At 61.1% G+C, this 14,918-nt stretch carries 18 protein-coding genes; 11 read left to right on the plus strand and 7 right to left on the minus strand.

Annotated features, from left to right (window positions below; all coding sequences use genetic code 11):
* Nucleotides 1-129: 129 nt before the first annotated feature.
* Nucleotides 130-1,389, plus strand: coding sequence for a catalase (locus QMK17_RS24460; protein WP_442972828.1), 1,260 nt, complete (start codon nucleotides 130-132; stop codon nucleotides 1,387-1,389).
* A gap of 3 nt (nucleotides 1,390-1,392) precedes the next feature.
* Here QMK17_RS24460 and QMK17_RS24465 read toward each other — a convergent pair whose 3' ends face one another.
* Complete coding sequence (locus QMK17_RS24465; protein ID WP_283511891.1) at nucleotides 1,393-1,863, minus strand: ankyrin repeat domain-containing protein; 471 nt, start codon at nucleotides 1,861-1,863, stop codon at nucleotides 1,393-1,395.
* Nucleotides 1,864-1,916: 53 nt separating this feature from the next.
* Here QMK17_RS24465 and QMK17_RS24470 point away from each other — a divergent pair, with 53 nt between their 5' ends.
* The 4 genes from QMK17_RS24470 to QMK17_RS24485 all read left to right on the plus strand — a co-directional run bounded on the left by QMK17_RS24470 (nucleotide 1,917) and on the right by QMK17_RS24485 (nucleotide 6,838).
* Complete coding sequence (locus QMK17_RS24470; protein WP_283511892.1) at nucleotides 1,917-2,822, plus strand: SDR family oxidoreductase; 906 nt, start codon at nucleotides 1,917-1,919, stop codon at nucleotides 2,820-2,822.
* Nucleotides 2,823-2,982: 160 nt separating this feature from the next.
* The gene (locus QMK17_RS24475) at nucleotides 2,983-4,050 is read left to right on the plus strand and encodes a YihY/virulence factor BrkB family protein (RefSeq protein WP_442972829.1); all 1,068 of its coding nucleotides are present in this window, start codon (nucleotides 2,983-2,985) and stop codon (nucleotides 4,048-4,050) included.
* Between the two features lie 209 nt (nucleotides 4,051-4,259).
* Nucleotides 4,260-5,357: a ferredoxin reductase gene (locus QMK17_RS24480; protein WP_283511894.1), complete on the plus strand. Its 1,098-nt coding sequence runs from the start codon at nucleotides 4,260-4,262 to the stop codon at nucleotides 5,355-5,357.
* Nucleotides 5,358-5,404: 47 nt separating this feature from the next.
* On the plus strand, nucleotides 5,405-6,838 hold the full coding sequence (locus QMK17_RS24485; RefSeq protein ID WP_283511895.1) for a fatty acid desaturase family protein: 1,434 nt from the start codon (nucleotides 5,405-5,407) through the stop codon (nucleotides 6,836-6,838).
* Nucleotides 6,839-7,010: 172 nt separating this feature from the next.
* Here QMK17_RS24485 and QMK17_RS24490 read toward each other — a convergent pair whose 3' ends face one another.
* Entirely contained in the window at nucleotides 7,011-7,589 is a 579-nt protein-coding gene (locus tag QMK17_RS24490; protein ID WP_283511896.1) for a CGNR zinc finger domain-containing protein, read from the minus strand.
* A 66-nt stretch (nucleotides 7,590-7,655) separates the two neighbouring features.
* Here QMK17_RS24490 and QMK17_RS24495 point away from each other — a divergent pair, with 66 nt between their 5' ends.
* Nucleotides 7,656-8,051: a hypothetical protein gene (locus QMK17_RS24495; RefSeq protein WP_283511897.1), complete on the plus strand. Its 396-nt coding sequence runs from the start codon at nucleotides 7,656-7,658 to the stop codon at nucleotides 8,049-8,051.
* Nucleotides 8,052-8,220: 169 nt separating this feature from the next.
* Here the strand turns inward: QMK17_RS24495 and QMK17_RS24500 are convergent, their stop codons facing one another.
* Both QMK17_RS24500 and QMK17_RS24505 read right to left on the minus strand, forming a co-directional pair.
* Nucleotides 8,221-8,664 (minus strand): Hsp20/alpha crystallin family protein, encoded by a 444-nt coding sequence (locus tag QMK17_RS24500; protein ID WP_283511898.1) that lies wholly within the window; start codon nucleotides 8,662-8,664, stop codon nucleotides 8,221-8,223.
* Between the two features lie 432 nt (nucleotides 8,665-9,096).
* Nucleotides 9,097-9,393: a hypothetical protein gene (locus QMK17_RS24505; RefSeq protein ID WP_283511899.1), complete on the minus strand. Its 297-nt coding sequence runs from the start codon at nucleotides 9,391-9,393 to the stop codon at nucleotides 9,097-9,099.
* 134 nt (nucleotides 9,394-9,527) lie between these two features.
* Between QMK17_RS24505 and QMK17_RS24510 the strand changes: the two genes are divergently transcribed.
* From QMK17_RS24510 to QMK17_RS24525, 4 genes are all read left to right on the plus strand, one after another.
* On the plus strand, nucleotides 9,528-10,241 hold the full coding sequence (locus QMK17_RS24510; RefSeq protein ID WP_283511900.1) for a GAF and ANTAR domain-containing protein: 714 nt from the start codon (nucleotides 9,528-9,530) through the stop codon (nucleotides 10,239-10,241).
* A gap of 350 nt (nucleotides 10,242-10,591) precedes the next feature.
* Nucleotides 10,592-11,062, plus strand: coding sequence for a MarR family winged helix-turn-helix transcriptional regulator (locus tag QMK17_RS24515; protein ID WP_283511901.1), 471 nt, complete (start codon nucleotides 10,592-10,594; stop codon nucleotides 11,060-11,062).
* Nucleotides 11,063-11,179: 117 nt separating this feature from the next.
* Nucleotides 11,180-11,362, plus strand: a complete 183-nt coding sequence (locus QMK17_RS24520; RefSeq protein ID WP_283511902.1) for a hypothetical protein — start codon at nucleotides 11,180-11,182, stop codon at nucleotides 11,360-11,362.
* Nucleotides 11,341-11,613, plus strand: a complete 273-nt coding sequence (locus tag QMK17_RS24525; protein WP_283511903.1) for a BON domain-containing protein — start codon at nucleotides 11,341-11,343, stop codon at nucleotides 11,611-11,613. Before QMK17_RS24520 ends, QMK17_RS24525 begins: the two co-directional genes overlap by 22 nt.
* A 53-nt stretch (nucleotides 11,614-11,666) precedes the next feature.
* On the opposite strand, the gene QMK17_RS24530 is transcribed toward QMK17_RS24525, so the two are convergent.
* Entirely contained in the window at nucleotides 11,667-12,209 is a 543-nt protein-coding gene (locus QMK17_RS24530; RefSeq protein ID WP_283511904.1) for a pyridoxamine 5'-phosphate oxidase family protein, read from the minus strand.
* Nucleotides 12,210-12,320: 111 nt separating this feature from the next.
* Nucleotides 12,321-13,235 (minus strand): zinc-binding dehydrogenase, encoded by a 915-nt coding sequence (locus tag QMK17_RS24535; RefSeq protein ID WP_283511905.1) that lies wholly within the window; start codon nucleotides 13,233-13,235, stop codon nucleotides 12,321-12,323.
* A 132-nt stretch (nucleotides 13,236-13,367) separates the two neighbouring features.
* Between QMK17_RS24535 and QMK17_RS24540 the strand changes: the two genes are divergently transcribed.
* The gene (locus QMK17_RS24540; protein ID WP_283511906.1) at nucleotides 13,368-13,775 is read left to right on the plus strand and encodes a winged helix-turn-helix transcriptional regulator; all 408 of its coding nucleotides are present in this window, start codon (nucleotides 13,368-13,370) and stop codon (nucleotides 13,773-13,775) included.
* A 179-nt stretch (nucleotides 13,776-13,954) separates the two neighbouring features.
* On the opposite strand, the gene QMK17_RS24545 is transcribed toward QMK17_RS24540, so the two are convergent.
* Entirely contained in the window at nucleotides 13,955-14,908 is a 954-nt protein-coding gene (locus QMK17_RS24545; RefSeq protein WP_442972830.1) for an Acg family FMN-binding oxidoreductase, read from the minus strand.
* Between the last annotated feature and the right edge of the window lie 10 nt (nucleotides 14,909-14,918).

A 14,918-nucleotide genomic window follows, 5' to 3' on the forward strand; every position in this document is an offset into this window, starting at 1 on the left:
AACAACAGGCGGTTGCATTCGAGCATCGGACAGATGCCCCCGATCGAATACGAAACACTCCACTACTCTGACCTCGACGCCGAGGATCAGCCCCAACTGGAGGCGGCACAAAACTTAGGGTGATTCATTATGCCAGACGACGGCACCGACACCTTCGACGGAATCGATCTCCTCGATCCCACCAAACTTGTTCCCGAAGAACTGGTTCCGGTTCAACCCATCGGCAAGTTGAGCCTCGACGCCAACCCCACCAATTACTTCGCCGAAACCGAGCAGGTCGCGTTCCATACCGGGCATCTCGTTCCCGGAATCGAAGTGACGAACGATCCGCTGATGCAGGCGCGTTTGTTCTCCTACCTGGACACCCAGATCACCAGGCTCGGCGGACCCAACTTTTCGCAACTACCGATCAACCGGCCGCACGCGCCGGTCAACGACATGCTGCGCGACGGCCAACACCAGACAGCCGTGCATACCGGCCTGGCACCGTACCGCGACAACAGTGTCGACCAGGGCGAACCCGAGTTCGCCGGAGTCCCTGATCACGGATATGTTCAGACCGAACGACTCATCGAGGGTCGAACGGTTCGAGCCAATCCGGCGTCGTTCGACGACCACTTCAGTCAGCCAACGATGTTCTACCGCAGCCTCACCGATACCGAGCAGAACCATATCGTCGAAGCCTTCACCTTCGAACTCGGCAAGGTCTACGAGCAAGCGATCAAGGAACGCGAGCTCGTTGTGCTCGCCAACGTCGATACCGATCTGTGCGAACGTGTCGCTGCAGGACTCGGGCTACCAGCACCCAGCGGGAACCCCGCCACTGATGTGATGCTTTCCCCTGCTCTGTCCCAGATCATCGACGCGCCGGGGCCGATCGCCGGGCGCAAAATCGGCGTCATTGCCGACTCAGGATCGGATCTGTCGGGCATCGGGAAACTGAGATCAGCAGCAGCTCGCCGCGGAGCCACCGTGCATGTCATCTCGGCGGTCGGCGGCGTTCTCGGTAAAGGCGCGCGAACGCAGGTAGTCGAGCGTACGTTCCTGACGGTCCGTTCCATCGAATTCGACGCTTTCGTCGTCGCGGGAGGTACGACGCCGTCGGGCGACATCAAGTTGATCGTGCTGTTGCAGGAAGCTTTTCGCCACTGCAAGGCGATTGGCGCATGGGGGGATGGGACGGCGTTGCTCCAGCGAGCCGGAATTGGAACCGCTGATCCAGGCGTGGTGATCGGCGACACCGCGGTGAAAGCGTTCAACGAGTCGATGCTGTCCGCGGTTGGCCTACATCGGGCGTGGGACCGTGCAGCCGCAGTGATGGCATCGGAAGTAGCCCCGGCCGATGCACGGGCAACTGCACAGAAGCGACCGTCCAGAGCCCGCAAATAAGTGTCACTGCCGGGGTTGGGTCAGCAGCGCTGCCATATCTTCCAGTTCGAAGAAGTCAGCAATGGAGTGCGCCGATCGAGCCCCGGCAGAGGGGTCCGCTCCGGCGTCGAGCAGCATCGCAACGATGGGTGCCGACCTCCGAAAGACCGCTGCTGCCAACGCTGTCTGACCATTGTCGTTGACTCGGTCCACCTCGACACCAAGCGTGAGAAGTGCCTTGACCGCCTCCAGACGCACGTGATAGGCGGCCAGAATCAACAAGGTGTCACCTTTGTCGTTGGTAAGGTCGGCAGACCCTCCGGCATCGACGAACGACCGGAGCCAGAGCGCATCGCCTCCGCGGGCACAGTCGAAGGCGTGCCGGAACACAGCCAGGACATCGGCATCGCCCGTCACGACGCCGACACGGCTACGGCGTTGGACAGACTCCCGGGGAGCGGGCAGATCGAGACAGCGCTGTGCATTCTGGCGCATTGCCGATTGTCTCTCGACGCAAACCCTTCCCCCGAACAACAAGAGGAGCAACTATGACAGCAAACGATGCACAACCTACGCTAGAGGACCCGACCAGCAAGTATTCATTGCCGGAACGAGCTCGACAGGAACGGATCGAGCATCCAGGGCTCACCGGCGATCTCCTCTCCGCGCCGGATCACGGTGAGTCTTCCTACCGCGGATCGGGAAAATTGGCCGGCCGGAAGGCTCTTGTCACGGGCGGGGATTCGGGGATCGGGCGGGCGGTCGCACTGGCGTTCGCGCGTGAAGGCGCAGACGTAGCGATCGGGTATCTCGAATCCGAACAAGCGGACGCCGACGAGACAGTTGCGCTGATCGAGTCTGCCGGGCGACGAGCCTCCGCTATCGCCGTCGACATCCGGCTGGAAGACGAGTGCACCCGGCTGATCGAATCGACGGTCGAAACTCTGGGAGGCATCGACATTCTGGTCAACAACGCCGCATTCCAGATGGCGCAGATGGGCGGGATTGCGGACATCACCACCGAGCAGTTCGATCGTGTGTTGAAAACCAACCTCTATGGCTTGTTCTGGTTGTCCAAAAAGGCAGTTGCGCTGATGAACTCGGGCTCCACGATCATCAACACCACCTCGATTCAGGGTTCGAACCCCTCCCCCGAACTACTCGATTACGCGACGACCAAGGCCGGAATCATCGCGTTCACCAAGGGGCTTGCCGCCGATGTCGCCACTCGCGGCATCAGAGTCAACGCTGTCGCGCCCGGACCTATTTGGACGCCTCTGATACCTGCGACGATGCCCGCTGACAAGTACGAAAAGTTCGGCGAAACAGTGCCTCTGGGAAGGCCAGGTCAACCAGCAGAACTCGCATCCGCCTACGTCTTTCTGGCATCGACGGATTCGAGTTATGTCACGGGAGAGACCATCGCCGTCACCGGTGGCACGCCCATGACCTGACGGCCCAGGTTCGATTGCCTCAGCGAGCCCCGGTCGCCTGTCCACTTCGTGGTTCGTGGTTCGTGGTTCGTGGTTCGTGGTTCGTTGAGGTAACACAGGCCGGAAGCCACACCACGTCAACATGATCCGGATATGGGGATTGCATTTCGACAACGCGGGTATGGCAAGTCCGGTGAGCGAATCCACCACCGCGCCCGTAGACGCCGACCCCGATGACCCCCGCAAGCCGGATTCACCGACCGACCTGACAACTCGGTCCTGGTGGTACGTGACGCGCAAGACTGCGCGCGAATTCTCGCGAGACCAGTGCACCGATCTTGCCGCCGCGCTGACCTACTATGCGGTGCTCTCGTTGTTTCCTGCCCTGCTGGCCGTGGTCTCACTGCTAGGAGTATTCGGGCAAGGACAAGCCACCGTGGACGGCGTGCTTCAGATCGTCGGCGATCTCGGACCGTCATCTGCTGTCGACTCTCTGAGGCCGACGATCGAACAATTGGTACAGGCACCGACCGCCGGCGTCGCTTTGATCATCGGCCTACTCGGTGCTCTCTGGTCGGCATCCGGATACGTCGGCGCGTTCGGGCGAGCAATGAACAGGATGTACGAGGTCGACGAAGGTCGACCGATCTGGAAACTCCGCCCCGTCATGCTTCTCGTGACCGTTATTTCACTGGTCCTTATCGCTGCCGCCGCCGTCATGCTTGCAATCAGTGGACCTGTGGCGGCGGCTGTCGGGGACGCGGTCGGTCTGGGCGATACGGCGCTGACCGTCTGGAACATCGCCCGGTGGCCGGTTGTTCTTGCTATCGTCGTCTTCGCGGTCGCCGTCCTCTACTACGCCACGCCGAACATCCAGCAACCCAAGTTTCGATGGATCAGCGGTGGCGCGCTGCTCGCAATCGTCGTCTGGATACTGGCATCGGCTGCGTTCGGGTTCTATGTCGCCAACTTCAGTAGCTACAACAAGACCTACGGTTCGCTCGCCGGTGCGGTGGTGTTCTTGCTATGGCTCTGGATCACCAACCTGGCGTTGCTGTTCGGAGCCGAACTCGACTCCGAACTCGAGCGCGGACGGCAACTTCAAGCCGGCATCGAAGCCGAAGATCAACTTCAATTGCCCCCACGGGACACTCGCGTATCGGACAAGAACGCCGAAAAGGATGCAGAAGCCGTGGACCAAGGACGCCGACTTCGCGAATCGCACAACGAGGCAGACAAGCTGCGATAGATCGAGGGCCGGACAACCGTTCACGCTGTTCGGCGATGTTTGAGCTGATCGCGAACAGGGCAAATATCCGACTTACGTCTTCCCGGCTAGTTAGACCTCCAGGGCAGTCATATGAGTCCGAGAGGTTCGAATCATCATTTAGTGCATGCGAATTCGAGTATTTTCTCGGTTTCGCACCGAGATGTTACTCACGGGTATACGTTCAGTACGTGGCAGAACGCGGGGCCAGGCCCCAGGTATCTTTGGTTCGACGAACGATGTTGCGCGCCGTTCGGATGTTGTTCAATCCGCTCAGACCCGACGACTATTTGTCGATGATCAACCCGTTGTGGACGACGCGGGAACTTCGTGGTCAGGTGGTGCGCGTTGCGCCGGAGGGATCGGACGCCGTCTCGGTGTTCATCAAGCCGGGCTTCGAGTGGGCCGGGCACACCCCGGGCCAGTACGTCAGGCTCGGCGTGCTGATCGACGGTCGCTATCACTGGCGCGCGTACTCGCTCACCTCTGATCCCGATCCCGTCGACGGGCTCGTCAGTGTCAGCCCCAAGCTGGTGCCTGCGGGCACAGTGTCGCCGTACCTGGTGGGAACCATCAGGACCGGAGACATCGTCAGGCTGAGCGAGGTCGAGGGCGAGTTCACCCTGCCGAGTCCGCAACCGGACAAGATGGTATTCATCAGCGCCGGCAGCGGCATCACGCCCATCATCAGCATGCTGCGGGGGCTCGATCACCAGAACACGGTGAAGGACATCGTCGTGGTGCACTCGGTCCATCGTAAAGATCAGTTGATGTTCGCCGACACCCTCGACGAGCTGGAAGCCAAACACCCGGGGCTGACCGTCAAGCTCCGGATCACCAGCGACGAAGGCCGTATGAAGGCGTCGGAACTGGACGAGTTGGTTCCGGACTGGCGTGAGCGCGACTCATTCTGCTCCGGTCCTGGCGAGCATCTCGACGATCTGCGTTCGTTCTGGAAAGACCAGGGCGACTACGACCGCTTTCACTACGAAAGCTTCCAACCCGTCATCGGCGGAGATTCCGACGAGGGTGAGGGCGGCACAGTCAAGTTCATCAACAGTGACAAATCCGTCGAGTGCGACGGTGGTTCGACAATTCTTGCCGCAGGTGAAGAAGCAGGCCTGGAACTTACCTTCGGGTGCAGAATCGGCATCTGCCATACGTGCGTAGGTACGTTGAAATCAGGACGCATACGCGACCTACGCAACGGGGACGTAACCGAGCCCACGGGCCAAGCGGTGCGTATATGCGTAAACACAGCCGAGGGCGACGTCGAAATCGAACTTTGATCTTTCGGCTCGGCTCTCGAAGGCTTCATTCTCGGAAAGGGGTAATCATGACCATCGACGACGCAACCAGGATAGAGACAGATCCGGTCCATCCGCTGGCGCATCTCAGTGACGACACCATCGCCGAACTCGCCAAGGAATTCGACGCCATCCACGACGAGGTGTACGCGAGCCTCGGCGACAAGGACCGCAAATACATCACCTCGGTGATCGCAGCCCAACGGCAACTTCTCGTCGCCGGGCGTGTTCTTCTGCTCGGTTCGACGAGCAAGCCAGCATGGTTGGCGGGTACGGCCTGCCTGGGAATCGCCAAGATTCTCGAGAACATGGAAATTGGGCACAACGTCATGCACGGTCAGTGGGACTGGATGAACGATCCGGAGATCCACTCGTCGGTCTGGGACTGGGATACCGCGTCCACCGCCCAATCCTGGAAGCACTCGCACAACTACGTGCATCACACGTACACCAACATTCGGGGCAAGGACAAGGATCTCGGTTACGAGATCATGCGCATTGACCCGAGGCAGAAGTGGCACCCCGTCTACCTCGCGCAACCGTTCTACAACGTGCTCTTGATGGCGTTCTTCGAGTGGGGCGTAGCGCTGCACGACCTCGATATCGAAGCCATCCGACGCGGCGAGAAGACCATTAAGGAGATCGCCTCCGACTTGCGGGGCATCGCGGGCAAAGCTCGTCGACAGTTCGTCAAGGACTACATCGGCTGGCCGACAATCAGCGCAGGCGCCTTCGCCATTGCACAGTTGGCCAGCGGCGGCAATCTTCGCGAAAGCAAGAGGTCGCGGATCGCGTCCAAGCTTCGGAAGTCCGCCTCGTTCGGGGGCTCCCGCAAGACCACAGCATTCCTGGACAACAGGTTCAGTGGGATCGAAAGTACCTTTCTGTCGACCGTTGCTGCCAACTTCACGGCGAACATCATCCGCAACGTGTGGTCACACGGAATCATCTTCTGTGGGCACTTTCCGGATCAGGCGTACACGTTCAGCCAGGAAGAGGTGGAGAACGAGACCCGCGGCGGTTGGTATGTTCGCCAGCTCGTCGGCGCCGCCAACATCGACGGCGGGCCGTTGTTCCACCTGATGAGCGGCAACCTCAGCTACCAGGTCGAGCATCATCTTTACCCCGACATGCCCAGCACGCGGTACTCGGAGGTGGCTCCCAAGATCAAGGACATCTGCGAGCGCTACCAGCTTCCGTACAACAGCGGACCGCTGATGCAGCAGTGGGGCATGGTCCACCGGACCATCGCACGACTCGCTCTGCCTGGCGGTAAGGCCCGCCCCAAGCCCGGCCCGTACCGGCCCGAAGAAGCCTGGCGACGCAAGTTCGCCGAAACGACCTCCACCGACAGTGAGGCCGCCCGGTCGAGAAGTCGAGTGCCTGCTGGCCACCCCGACGCCGGTCCCGAGCACAGTTCCGGCGGCGTCGACGTCGAACCACCGCCGAGGGGCGACGACTGATTCGGGGTATCACCCGGACATTAGCTGTGGACTCTGGTCGAGCACTTCACCTTGCAGAAAGGTGAAGTGCTCGACCTTTGTCGTGTGCGCTGCTCGCAACCATTTCCAGCGCTGAAAAAAGATGTACAGAACGATCCGGTTAGCCCGCGCCGTCGGCCTCGTCATCATGGTGTCAGCCGGTGCCATGTGCTTGTTTGCGCTGCCTGTGATTGGCGACGTTTATGCGATTGCCACATAGCTCCGGCATGCAGTAGCGACGACGCCCACCCCGGCTGACATCGACGAACACACCGTTACATGTCGGGGACGCGCAGGACCGGAACCGCTCGAAGCCAAGCGTACGTACCGTCCCCAACAGGGCGTAGCCGACGAAGATCGCCAACTCCTCGGCAAGCGAGCCTGCGCCCGCGAGATCCGTTATCGCAAGCCAGCGCCACTCGTCGTTATCGAGTTCGACGAGTTCGATGTGATGCGGCACCGCGGACAGCAAATCGTGTGTGAGGTCGACGAGCACGGCCGCAGACGGTGCGTCGAGGACCTCTCGCAGCTTCTCGCGTAGCGAGCGGACCTGCTCGAGATCACGCTTCTCGGGGAGATCGCCGGTATTTACGTGGTTGTCGTTCAAGAAGGACTGGAGACTGCAGGGGTCGGTCAACCGGTCCCCGGCAACCACCCACACCTTCGGTGAGGTATTCACCAGTTCTGTGGCGAACGCAGCACCATGTACGTAATCGTCTAAAACAACTTGCACGCCTTACCTGCCTCCGCTAGCGTAACCGACTAAGGTCAGTTTACTCCCTTACGGACGGAGCTCGGCATGACAACGCGACGGCACTGCACCTCAGACATTTACAGCCATCCGTTGACCGATCAGCTCGCCGCTGCCCGTGACCGACTTCGCCAGGCATCGGTCACAACGTCGGGGTCACCCCTCGTGGGTCCCGACTTGTATTGGGCACTCGGCGTTCTCGCCCAATGCCTGACAGCCACGAACGAGTTCATCGAGCACGTGGGTGTCAATGCCTCCGGTCAACTCACAAGCGGGACATCAGTAGTCGAGTCAGGTCCGTTCACCGGCGCACCAGATACAGCACTGTTGTCGGCGGTTCTCGCACTCGCTACTGCCTCATCTCATTGCAGCCCCGTGATCGACGCGGTCACGGACGCACAGATCGCAGTCGCCGACCTCGCTGCGACACCCGTGCACCGATAACCGTCCGGCATCGAGGCAATACTCACGAGACGGTGCCGACGATCCGATGTGGGGATTCCGCCGACCGCGCTGGGGCGTGACGGATGCTGAATCCGTCACGCCCCCGGTCAGCGACCACTATCAGACCGTTGCCTCGCCTCCTCCGGTTACTCGGTCAACGCGAATGCGTTCAGGTCGATTGGGCTGCGATGGATCTTCGCTTGTTGCCGGTCCGGGCTATATCGATCTTGCGCGGCTTCGCGCGTTCAGCCAGTGGGATTGTCACCGAGAGCACACCGTTGTCGTAGGACGCGGAAATAAGTTCGGTATCGATACCCTCACCGAGCGAGAGTTGACGACGGTAGGTCCCCGAGAACTGTTCCGAGGACAACCATTGCACGCCATCGGTTTCCGGTGCCGTTCGGTGGGCGGTAAGGGTAAGAGTTCCTCGATCCACTTCGACATCGATCGAGCCCGGATCGACACCGGGAAGGTCTGCGCTCAGGACGTAATGGTCGTCGACTTTGTAGAGGTCCATCGGCATGAATCGTGGGGTGCGGTGTGAACCGCTCGATGCGCCGAGCATGGTGGCGGTCAGGGAATCAAGGTCACGGAACGGATCGAAGCGAAGCACAGCAACCACCTCCTGAATGACGATGCGCCCGCCCCTGCGACGGGCTGCTCCTCCACTGTGCGGGAAATAATTTAGCAGTCGCCATCAGAAGTTCCAAGATGTTTTCTCAGATTTTTGGATTCGATTTCTATCCAATAATGTTGCGCAACAGCGTCACCGGACACTCGTGATCGAACGTGTTCCGACCGGCTCTCATTCACATGTGCTTCGTGAGCGACTCCTGTCCATGCTTCTCGGACCCGGACTCACGCCCAGAATTCGTCCCTTGCGTATGCGACGTCGCAACCTGGAAGAAGAGACGCGCTCTCCAACTCGAAGTCGTCGAGTTACCCGAAACCGCGGCACGCAACGAGTCGAACCGATGCGGCTGAGCCTGCTTGGTCATCGACGGCGGGATTGCACCAACCGTGGACCGAAAAATTTCTTTACGTTTCAAGATGGCCGTCGAGAGGGTACGTCGGTGTGGTCCCGGTGTTGAGACCACAGCTTCGAGGCATGCATCGCTGCGGCGGCGTCCCCGTCCGCAGCGGTGCGTTCGGCCGTAGCCGGCAATGCACTGCCCCACTCGCGGTGGTACTCGATCCAGTCATCCTCGTCGGTGACGGTCGGCCATCGAGTTTCGGCGACGACGTCCGCGCATACAACTTCCCCGGATTCGACTACGAGCCGTGCACCTCGATGCAGCACTCCTTCTGGAGTGAATCCGTTGACCCCGGCGCGTAGGGTCATGAGTGGGAGGGCCCCAGCTCGGGGTCACGGCGGCGACACCGCAGCGGCGCAAACCCGTAGCAATTTTTGTTGCCGCTACCCCACAACCGCCCCTGACGCAGCCAAATGGCCAGGGCCGGCAAGGAGCGTCACCCATGGCCACCGACACGAGCATGCACAGCAACGACGGGCATGTGCCCCATAGCGGGCTGGCCCTGGCCGAACTCTCACATGCGTTCTTTCACCCAGACAGCCTCGAAGACACCCTGCTCGGTGTCACCGCCGCCTGCACACAGCTGCTTCCAGCTGCAATCGGAACAGACGTGCTGATCATTTCCGGTAAAAAGTTCCAGTCCCACGCGGCCACGAACGATCTACCCGTGCGACTGGACGAATTGCAGGAAGAATACGGCGAAGGACCGTGCATCGATGCTGCGCTCGACACTCTCGTCGTGCGGAGCAACAACCTCTCCGCCGATGAACGGTGGCCAAGATTTTCCGAAGCGGCAACTGATCTAGGAATTCACAGTGTGCTCTCGTTCAAGCTGTACACCTCGAACGAAGGCGTCGGTGCGCTCAATATCTTCGGCGGCCGAGGCGGGTTCAGCAGCCAGGACGAAGAGGTCGGTCTGATGCTCGCGGCCAATGCGGCGATGGCGCTGTACACAGTGAACAAGACACAGCAATTCACATCCGCCCTCGCGAGTCGAGATCTGATCGGGCAGGCCAAGGGCATGATCATGGAACGCTACCGACTCGGATCCGTGCAGGCATTTCAATTGCTCTCCAAATATTCACAGAACGAAAACATCCCCGTCCACGCACTCGCGCAACGCATCGTCGACGCCGGTCCGGAAGCCCGTATCTGAGCACACAAACCCGAATTGCGGACGTGCTTGCCCCTGTCATCAGTGATCCTGGAGGTAGGTCGCTACCCCCGGCTCCGGCACTGGTGCGTGGCCCTCGTTGCCATCCGAGATCACCTGGCCGACTTCAAAATTCAGGATGTAGTCGTCCCGCCCTTGATGGACGAGCACCTCACCGAGTCGCCACAGGCAGGACCGCCTTGCTTTGGCCACGCGTGAGCAGGTAACCGACTTGAACAATAATTGCAGCCGCTTGTTATATGCAAGCGCGGTATGCTGAGATCGCACTCACTACAACTGATATGTGCGGAGCTGTGCGGCATCGACGCAGATCAGGAACCGAAAGGTACGCAATGAACGCGACAGATCCCGGCCTGACTGCGTTGGCACAGAACTGGCTTGCCCTGTCAGTGTTACACGGGCGTATCGAAGGTCATATCGAGCGCGCACTGTCATCGAAACACAGTCTGAGCGCACGCGAATACTGGCTACTGGACGTACTCAGCCGACAGCACGACGGAGTCGGCGGACACCTCCAGATGAAGCAGGTCGCCGACGCCATCGTGCTGAGCCAGAGCGCTACCACCCGTCTGGTGACACGGCTGGAGGAACGCGGGATGCTCATGCGGTATCTGTGCCCTACCGACCGCCGGGGCATCTACACCGACGTCAGCGAGGAGGGATTGCGACTACTCGAGACCGCACGACCGACGAACAATGCAGCACTACGCGAAGCCCTCGACGCGGCGTCACGCGTGCCCGATCTGCTACCGCTGGTCGATGCCGTACAACGAGCGGCCCCGGACCCGATGCCCGTCGATTGAGGGGCGTGGGACCACCATCCGAGTGGTACCACCGCGCGTTCGTGCGGACACAAGTTCCCCTCGCCGAGGGACCAAGGACTCTTGGAATCGCGTCGCCGAGCCGACGAGACTTGTTCGATGACCACCACCCCGCACATCACAGATGCCGAGATCAAGAGCCGAGTCCAGCTCGAACTCCGGTGGGCACCGAACCTCAACACAACACAGGTAGGGCTTGCGGTGACCGACGGAAGCGTCACCTTGTCCGGGGATTCCAGCGAGACGCGGTCGAGAACGCGGTGGCCGCTGTCCTCGGTGTGATCCAGATCAGGAACACGATCGAGGTAAGCCCGGCTGATGCCGCCGAGCATGTCACCGAGCACGTGGTCTCGGTGCTCGAACACGATGCGCGAGCCGAAGGCCGTCGACTGTCCATGTCGGCCGACGGCTCAGGGCACGTCATCGTCGAGGGCACTGCCCGCTCAGTTGCCGAGTCTGCCGAAATCGAAAAAGCCGCCCTCGGCGCGGACGGCGTCACCTCGGTGAGCAACCGACTTCACCTCATCACGTGAGCGACGCCGCGATGAAAAAGCCACCACCCTCGACGTGACAGCTTGTGACGCCATTACTCGAGACCGGGTAGACCGTCGATGCTCACCGCATTCTTCTCCGACCGGTACGCGTTCATCCCGCTCGCACCCTTTTTCTCCGCAGTCACTCGCAGAATGTCGCGCTCGTCGACCACATCCATGACCGGAACACCCCAGCCACACGAGTCGCTGATCCGCGTGACGGCGACCGACACGACCGCCCTCGTACTCGGGTGCTGCGGATGCAGCGCAACGACCTCTTCGAAAACGGAGTCACCGGGAAGCCATACGGTACCCACGCCGTGGAGCCGCACGATTCGCGGCCGCCGTCCAAAAGAGTTCCACATCAGACAGATTCGACCGTTCTCGCGCAAATGCGCAATGGTTTCGATTCCACTTCCGGTGTAGTCGACCCATGCCACACGCTTCGGACCGAGAACGGACAAGCAATCGTGCCCACGCGGAGAGACATTGACATGACCATCGCCCGCCAGCGGCGCGGTAGCGACAAACCACATCGGCTGATCTTCGATCCACGCCTGCAATGATGCATCGATCTCGTCGAACACCTTCCCCATAGCCAAGAGACTACAGACCATGTTCGGGTGGGCCGGTCGCTCATCGGACCATCCGGCTGCAACTACCCATATGCGGGAGAACGACGGCTTTGGTGTCCGCCGCGACCTTTGTCATGAGATCACCTGCAGGACAGCGTTTCCACGCAGCTTGCGAGCCCGAAGGTCCTCGATCACCAACTGCGTATCTTGCCACGGCAGCAGCGCGCCTATCTCGGGGTGCAGGCGATCGTCGGAGATCAAGCGGAGCAGTGTTGCAAGGTCCTCGCCGTTTGTGTGTGAACTGATCTCGTAGCTGAACGGCTCGATCGGGGCGCCGACCGTTCCGCCGATCCAATCGAAGAAGTCGAAAGTGACCGGCTTCAGGCTGGCCTGACCGAACCAGATGACGGTGCCGGTGGGGTGGGTGCGTCGACGGGCCTCGACGAAGGAATCGCCGCCGACCGACTCCATCGTCACATCGAACCACCCCATTGCGTCGTGAACGGAGGTCACAGTGGTGGCGCCGTACTCGCGCAACCGCGCGCCTCGGTCCACGGTGGCCGACACGGCGGTGACGTGTGCACCGGCACCGGTCGCCAATTCCACTACGTAGTGTCCAACTCCGCCGCTTGCTCCGGTCAACAACAGGCGGCGGCCGATCAACGATCCAGCTCGTCTCATCAGTCGTAGCGCCGTCAGCCCAGCCAATGGGAGCGCCGCAGCGGTCGTCAGCGAAATCGCGTCGGGGACCTCGGCCAGCGCTGCCGTACTGACCGCAACCCGCTCTGCCCACGCCGAATCTCGAGCATGGCCAACCACTCGTGCACCTGCCGGCGGCCCGCTGCCGTCCGCCGCCGCGGCGACAACGGTACCCGCGAGGTCCTTGCCAGGCCGCCAACCGGCAGGAGGGGCAGCGAGCAGGAATGTTTCGCCCCGGTTCACCGAGTAAGCCGCGACCTCGACTAATGCCTCGTGGTCCGCTGCCACCGGCTCGGCCACGTCGGTGATTGCCACCTGGTGTGGCGCGGTTGCTGTCATCGCTTTCATGTGTGCCACTTTCTCGTCCGGCGCCGGATCGGTGCCTCCTGTCGACGAGCTTGCCCATACGGGTCTATTTTCGTAAGTAGGCAGTAAATAGTGCTGCAGGCACCCAGAAGTAACCAGGGAGTTGATCATTGCGTGTCCACGACCCACACCGCCTCACCTGACGGACGTTACGACGTGCTCGCCGCCGCCTGCCCTACCCGACAGGTGATCAATCGCGTCGGTGACCGCTGGAGCCTGCTTGTCCTCTCTGCTCTGGAGCAGGGCACGCTGCGCTTTCAAGAACTTCGGCGCACCGTAGACGGCGTCAGTCAAAAAATGCTCACCCAGACACTCCGCATCCTCGAACGCGACGGGCTCGTAGAACGCACCGTCTACGCGAGTGTGCCCGCGAAGGTCGAATACACAGTGACCCCACTCGGCGCAGACCTCGCCCGGACAATCGCCGCGATCCGCGGCTGGGCATACAACAATATGTCTCGAATCGAGGAGGCCCGCGAGAGCTACGACGCGATGCACCCGGCGCGAGAAGATCCGATCTAACTGTGGATCCCGACAAACCGGGGATTCATGTTCCTGCGATCAAGGACTGAATGGCTCCCCCGACACATCGCGGCCTCGCGATTTTCGTTTGCACCCGCAGTCTGCGTGACGAACGGAAATGGTGCCGTCTCAGTGATTCACCTATGCGCGCCGCTTCGCTCTGCCGCGGACCACGGCCCTCACATCACCCGGTCGGTCAGCACAGTCGCGGCGCCCAACCTCGGCGTCTGTTTCGGTATCGGACCAGGTGAGGGCTTACCGATCCGGATCAGAACTTGGGGTACACCTGCCGCGTCGGCCAACGAGCGCACGATCGTGCGACTGCCTGACTGTTCGGTCAAGTGAGTAAGGGTGCACGTCGCAAGTCCGCCTGCGGTCGCTTCCAGCAGAATCGCAGACAGTGCCCGACCGCTCTGCACCCAATCGTGTCGAGTATCGGTCTCGGTGCTGAGCAACAGCACGGTCGACTCGTCGACATCCTCTGTCACTCGCTCGCGGACGTCGCCGTCCCGCGGAACCGGAAAACGCCGCCCGATCTGCACTGCGGCCGAATCTGCCGCGTTGTTCAGTGCTCGGGGAGGTATTCCCTCGTGATCGAACGAATGCCCTGCCCACCAACGTAGTTCAGCCTGATAGTCCGGGTCGTACTTGCGTACCTCAGCGCTGTGTATCGATGCCGCGGCGAGCGTTTCTCGTGCGTCGGGGCCGAGCACAGTCAGGGCGGCCCCGTAACGCGCAGCGGCGTCTCGTATCGGTCTCGAAGCCGCCTGGGCGTCGCTGATCTGCCCGAAGAGTCTGCGATCCGATCGACGATGGCTTATGGCGGTCAAGAGATCGAATTCGTGAGACTGTGGTGTCGCATTGTGCTCGAACGTTATCGACGCGATCCTCTGTGGCGACACAGTGATCTGCCGCATGTCGATGTGGGTACTCCACCGTAACGCGACTGCCGCGGTGACCAGATGATCGAGTGCCGCACCGCAACTCAGTGTCATCTGCCGACCGACCGGGTCGATGGCAGGTAATAGTCGACTCGAGTCGGTGCTCAGGCCCAGACATCTGCCGTCATACATCCATCGCCAGGGTTGACTGTTATGCACCGACGGGGCACGGCAGGCGAGTTCTACCATCATCTTGACCACT

This window comes from Rhodococcus sp. G-MC3, from assembly GCF_030063335.1.
Lineage (GTDB): Bacteria > Actinomycetota > Actinomycetes > Mycobacteriales > Mycobacteriaceae > Rhodococcoides.

Coding starts and splice junctions, on each gene's coding strand:
- QMK17_RS24530 (WP_283511904.1), bottom strand. CDS start 12,209: ATGGGGAAGGTGTTCGACGAGATCGATGCATCATTGCAGGCGTGGATC.
- QMK17_RS24505 (WP_283511899.1), bottom strand. CDS start 9,393: ATGACCCTACGCGCCGGGGTCAACGGATTCACTCCAGAAGGAGTGCTG.
- QMK17_RS24470 (WP_283511892.1), top strand. CDS start 1,917: ATGACAGCAAACGATGCACAACCTACGCTAGAGGACCCGACCAGCAAG.
- QMK17_RS24495 (WP_283511897.1), top strand. CDS start 7,656: ATGACAACGCGACGGCACTGCACCTCAGACATTTACAGCCATCCGTTG.
- QMK17_RS24475 (WP_442972829.1), top strand. CDS start 2,983: ATGGCAAGTCCGGTGAGCGAATCCACCACCGCGCCCGTAGACGCCGAC.
- QMK17_RS24465 (WP_283511891.1), bottom strand. CDS start 1,863: ATGCGCCAGAATGCACAGCGCTGTCTCGATCTGCCCGCTCCCCGGGAG.
- QMK17_RS24545 (WP_442972830.1), bottom strand. CDS start 14,908: ATGATGGTAGAACTCGCCTGCCGTGCCCCGTCGGTGCATAACAGTCAA.
- QMK17_RS24485 (WP_283511895.1), top strand. CDS start 5,405: ATGACCATCGACGACGCAACCAGGATAGAGACAGATCCGGTCCATCCG.
- QMK17_RS24515 (WP_283511901.1), top strand. CDS start 10,592: ATGAACGCGACAGATCCCGGCCTGACTGCGTTGGCACAGAACTGGCTT.
- QMK17_RS24510 (WP_283511900.1), top strand. CDS start 9,528: ATGGCCACCGACACGAGCATGCACAGCAACGACGGGCATGTGCCCCAT.
- QMK17_RS24460 (WP_442972828.1), top strand. CDS start 130: ATGCCAGACGACGGCACCGACACCTTCGACGGAATCGATCTCCTCGAT.
- QMK17_RS24520 (WP_283511902.1), top strand. CDS start 11,180: ATGACCACCACCCCGCACATCACAGATGCCGAGATCAAGAGCCGAGTC.
- QMK17_RS24535 (WP_283511905.1), bottom strand. CDS start 13,235: ATGAAAGCGATGACAGCAACCGCGCCACACCAGGTGGCAATCACCGAC.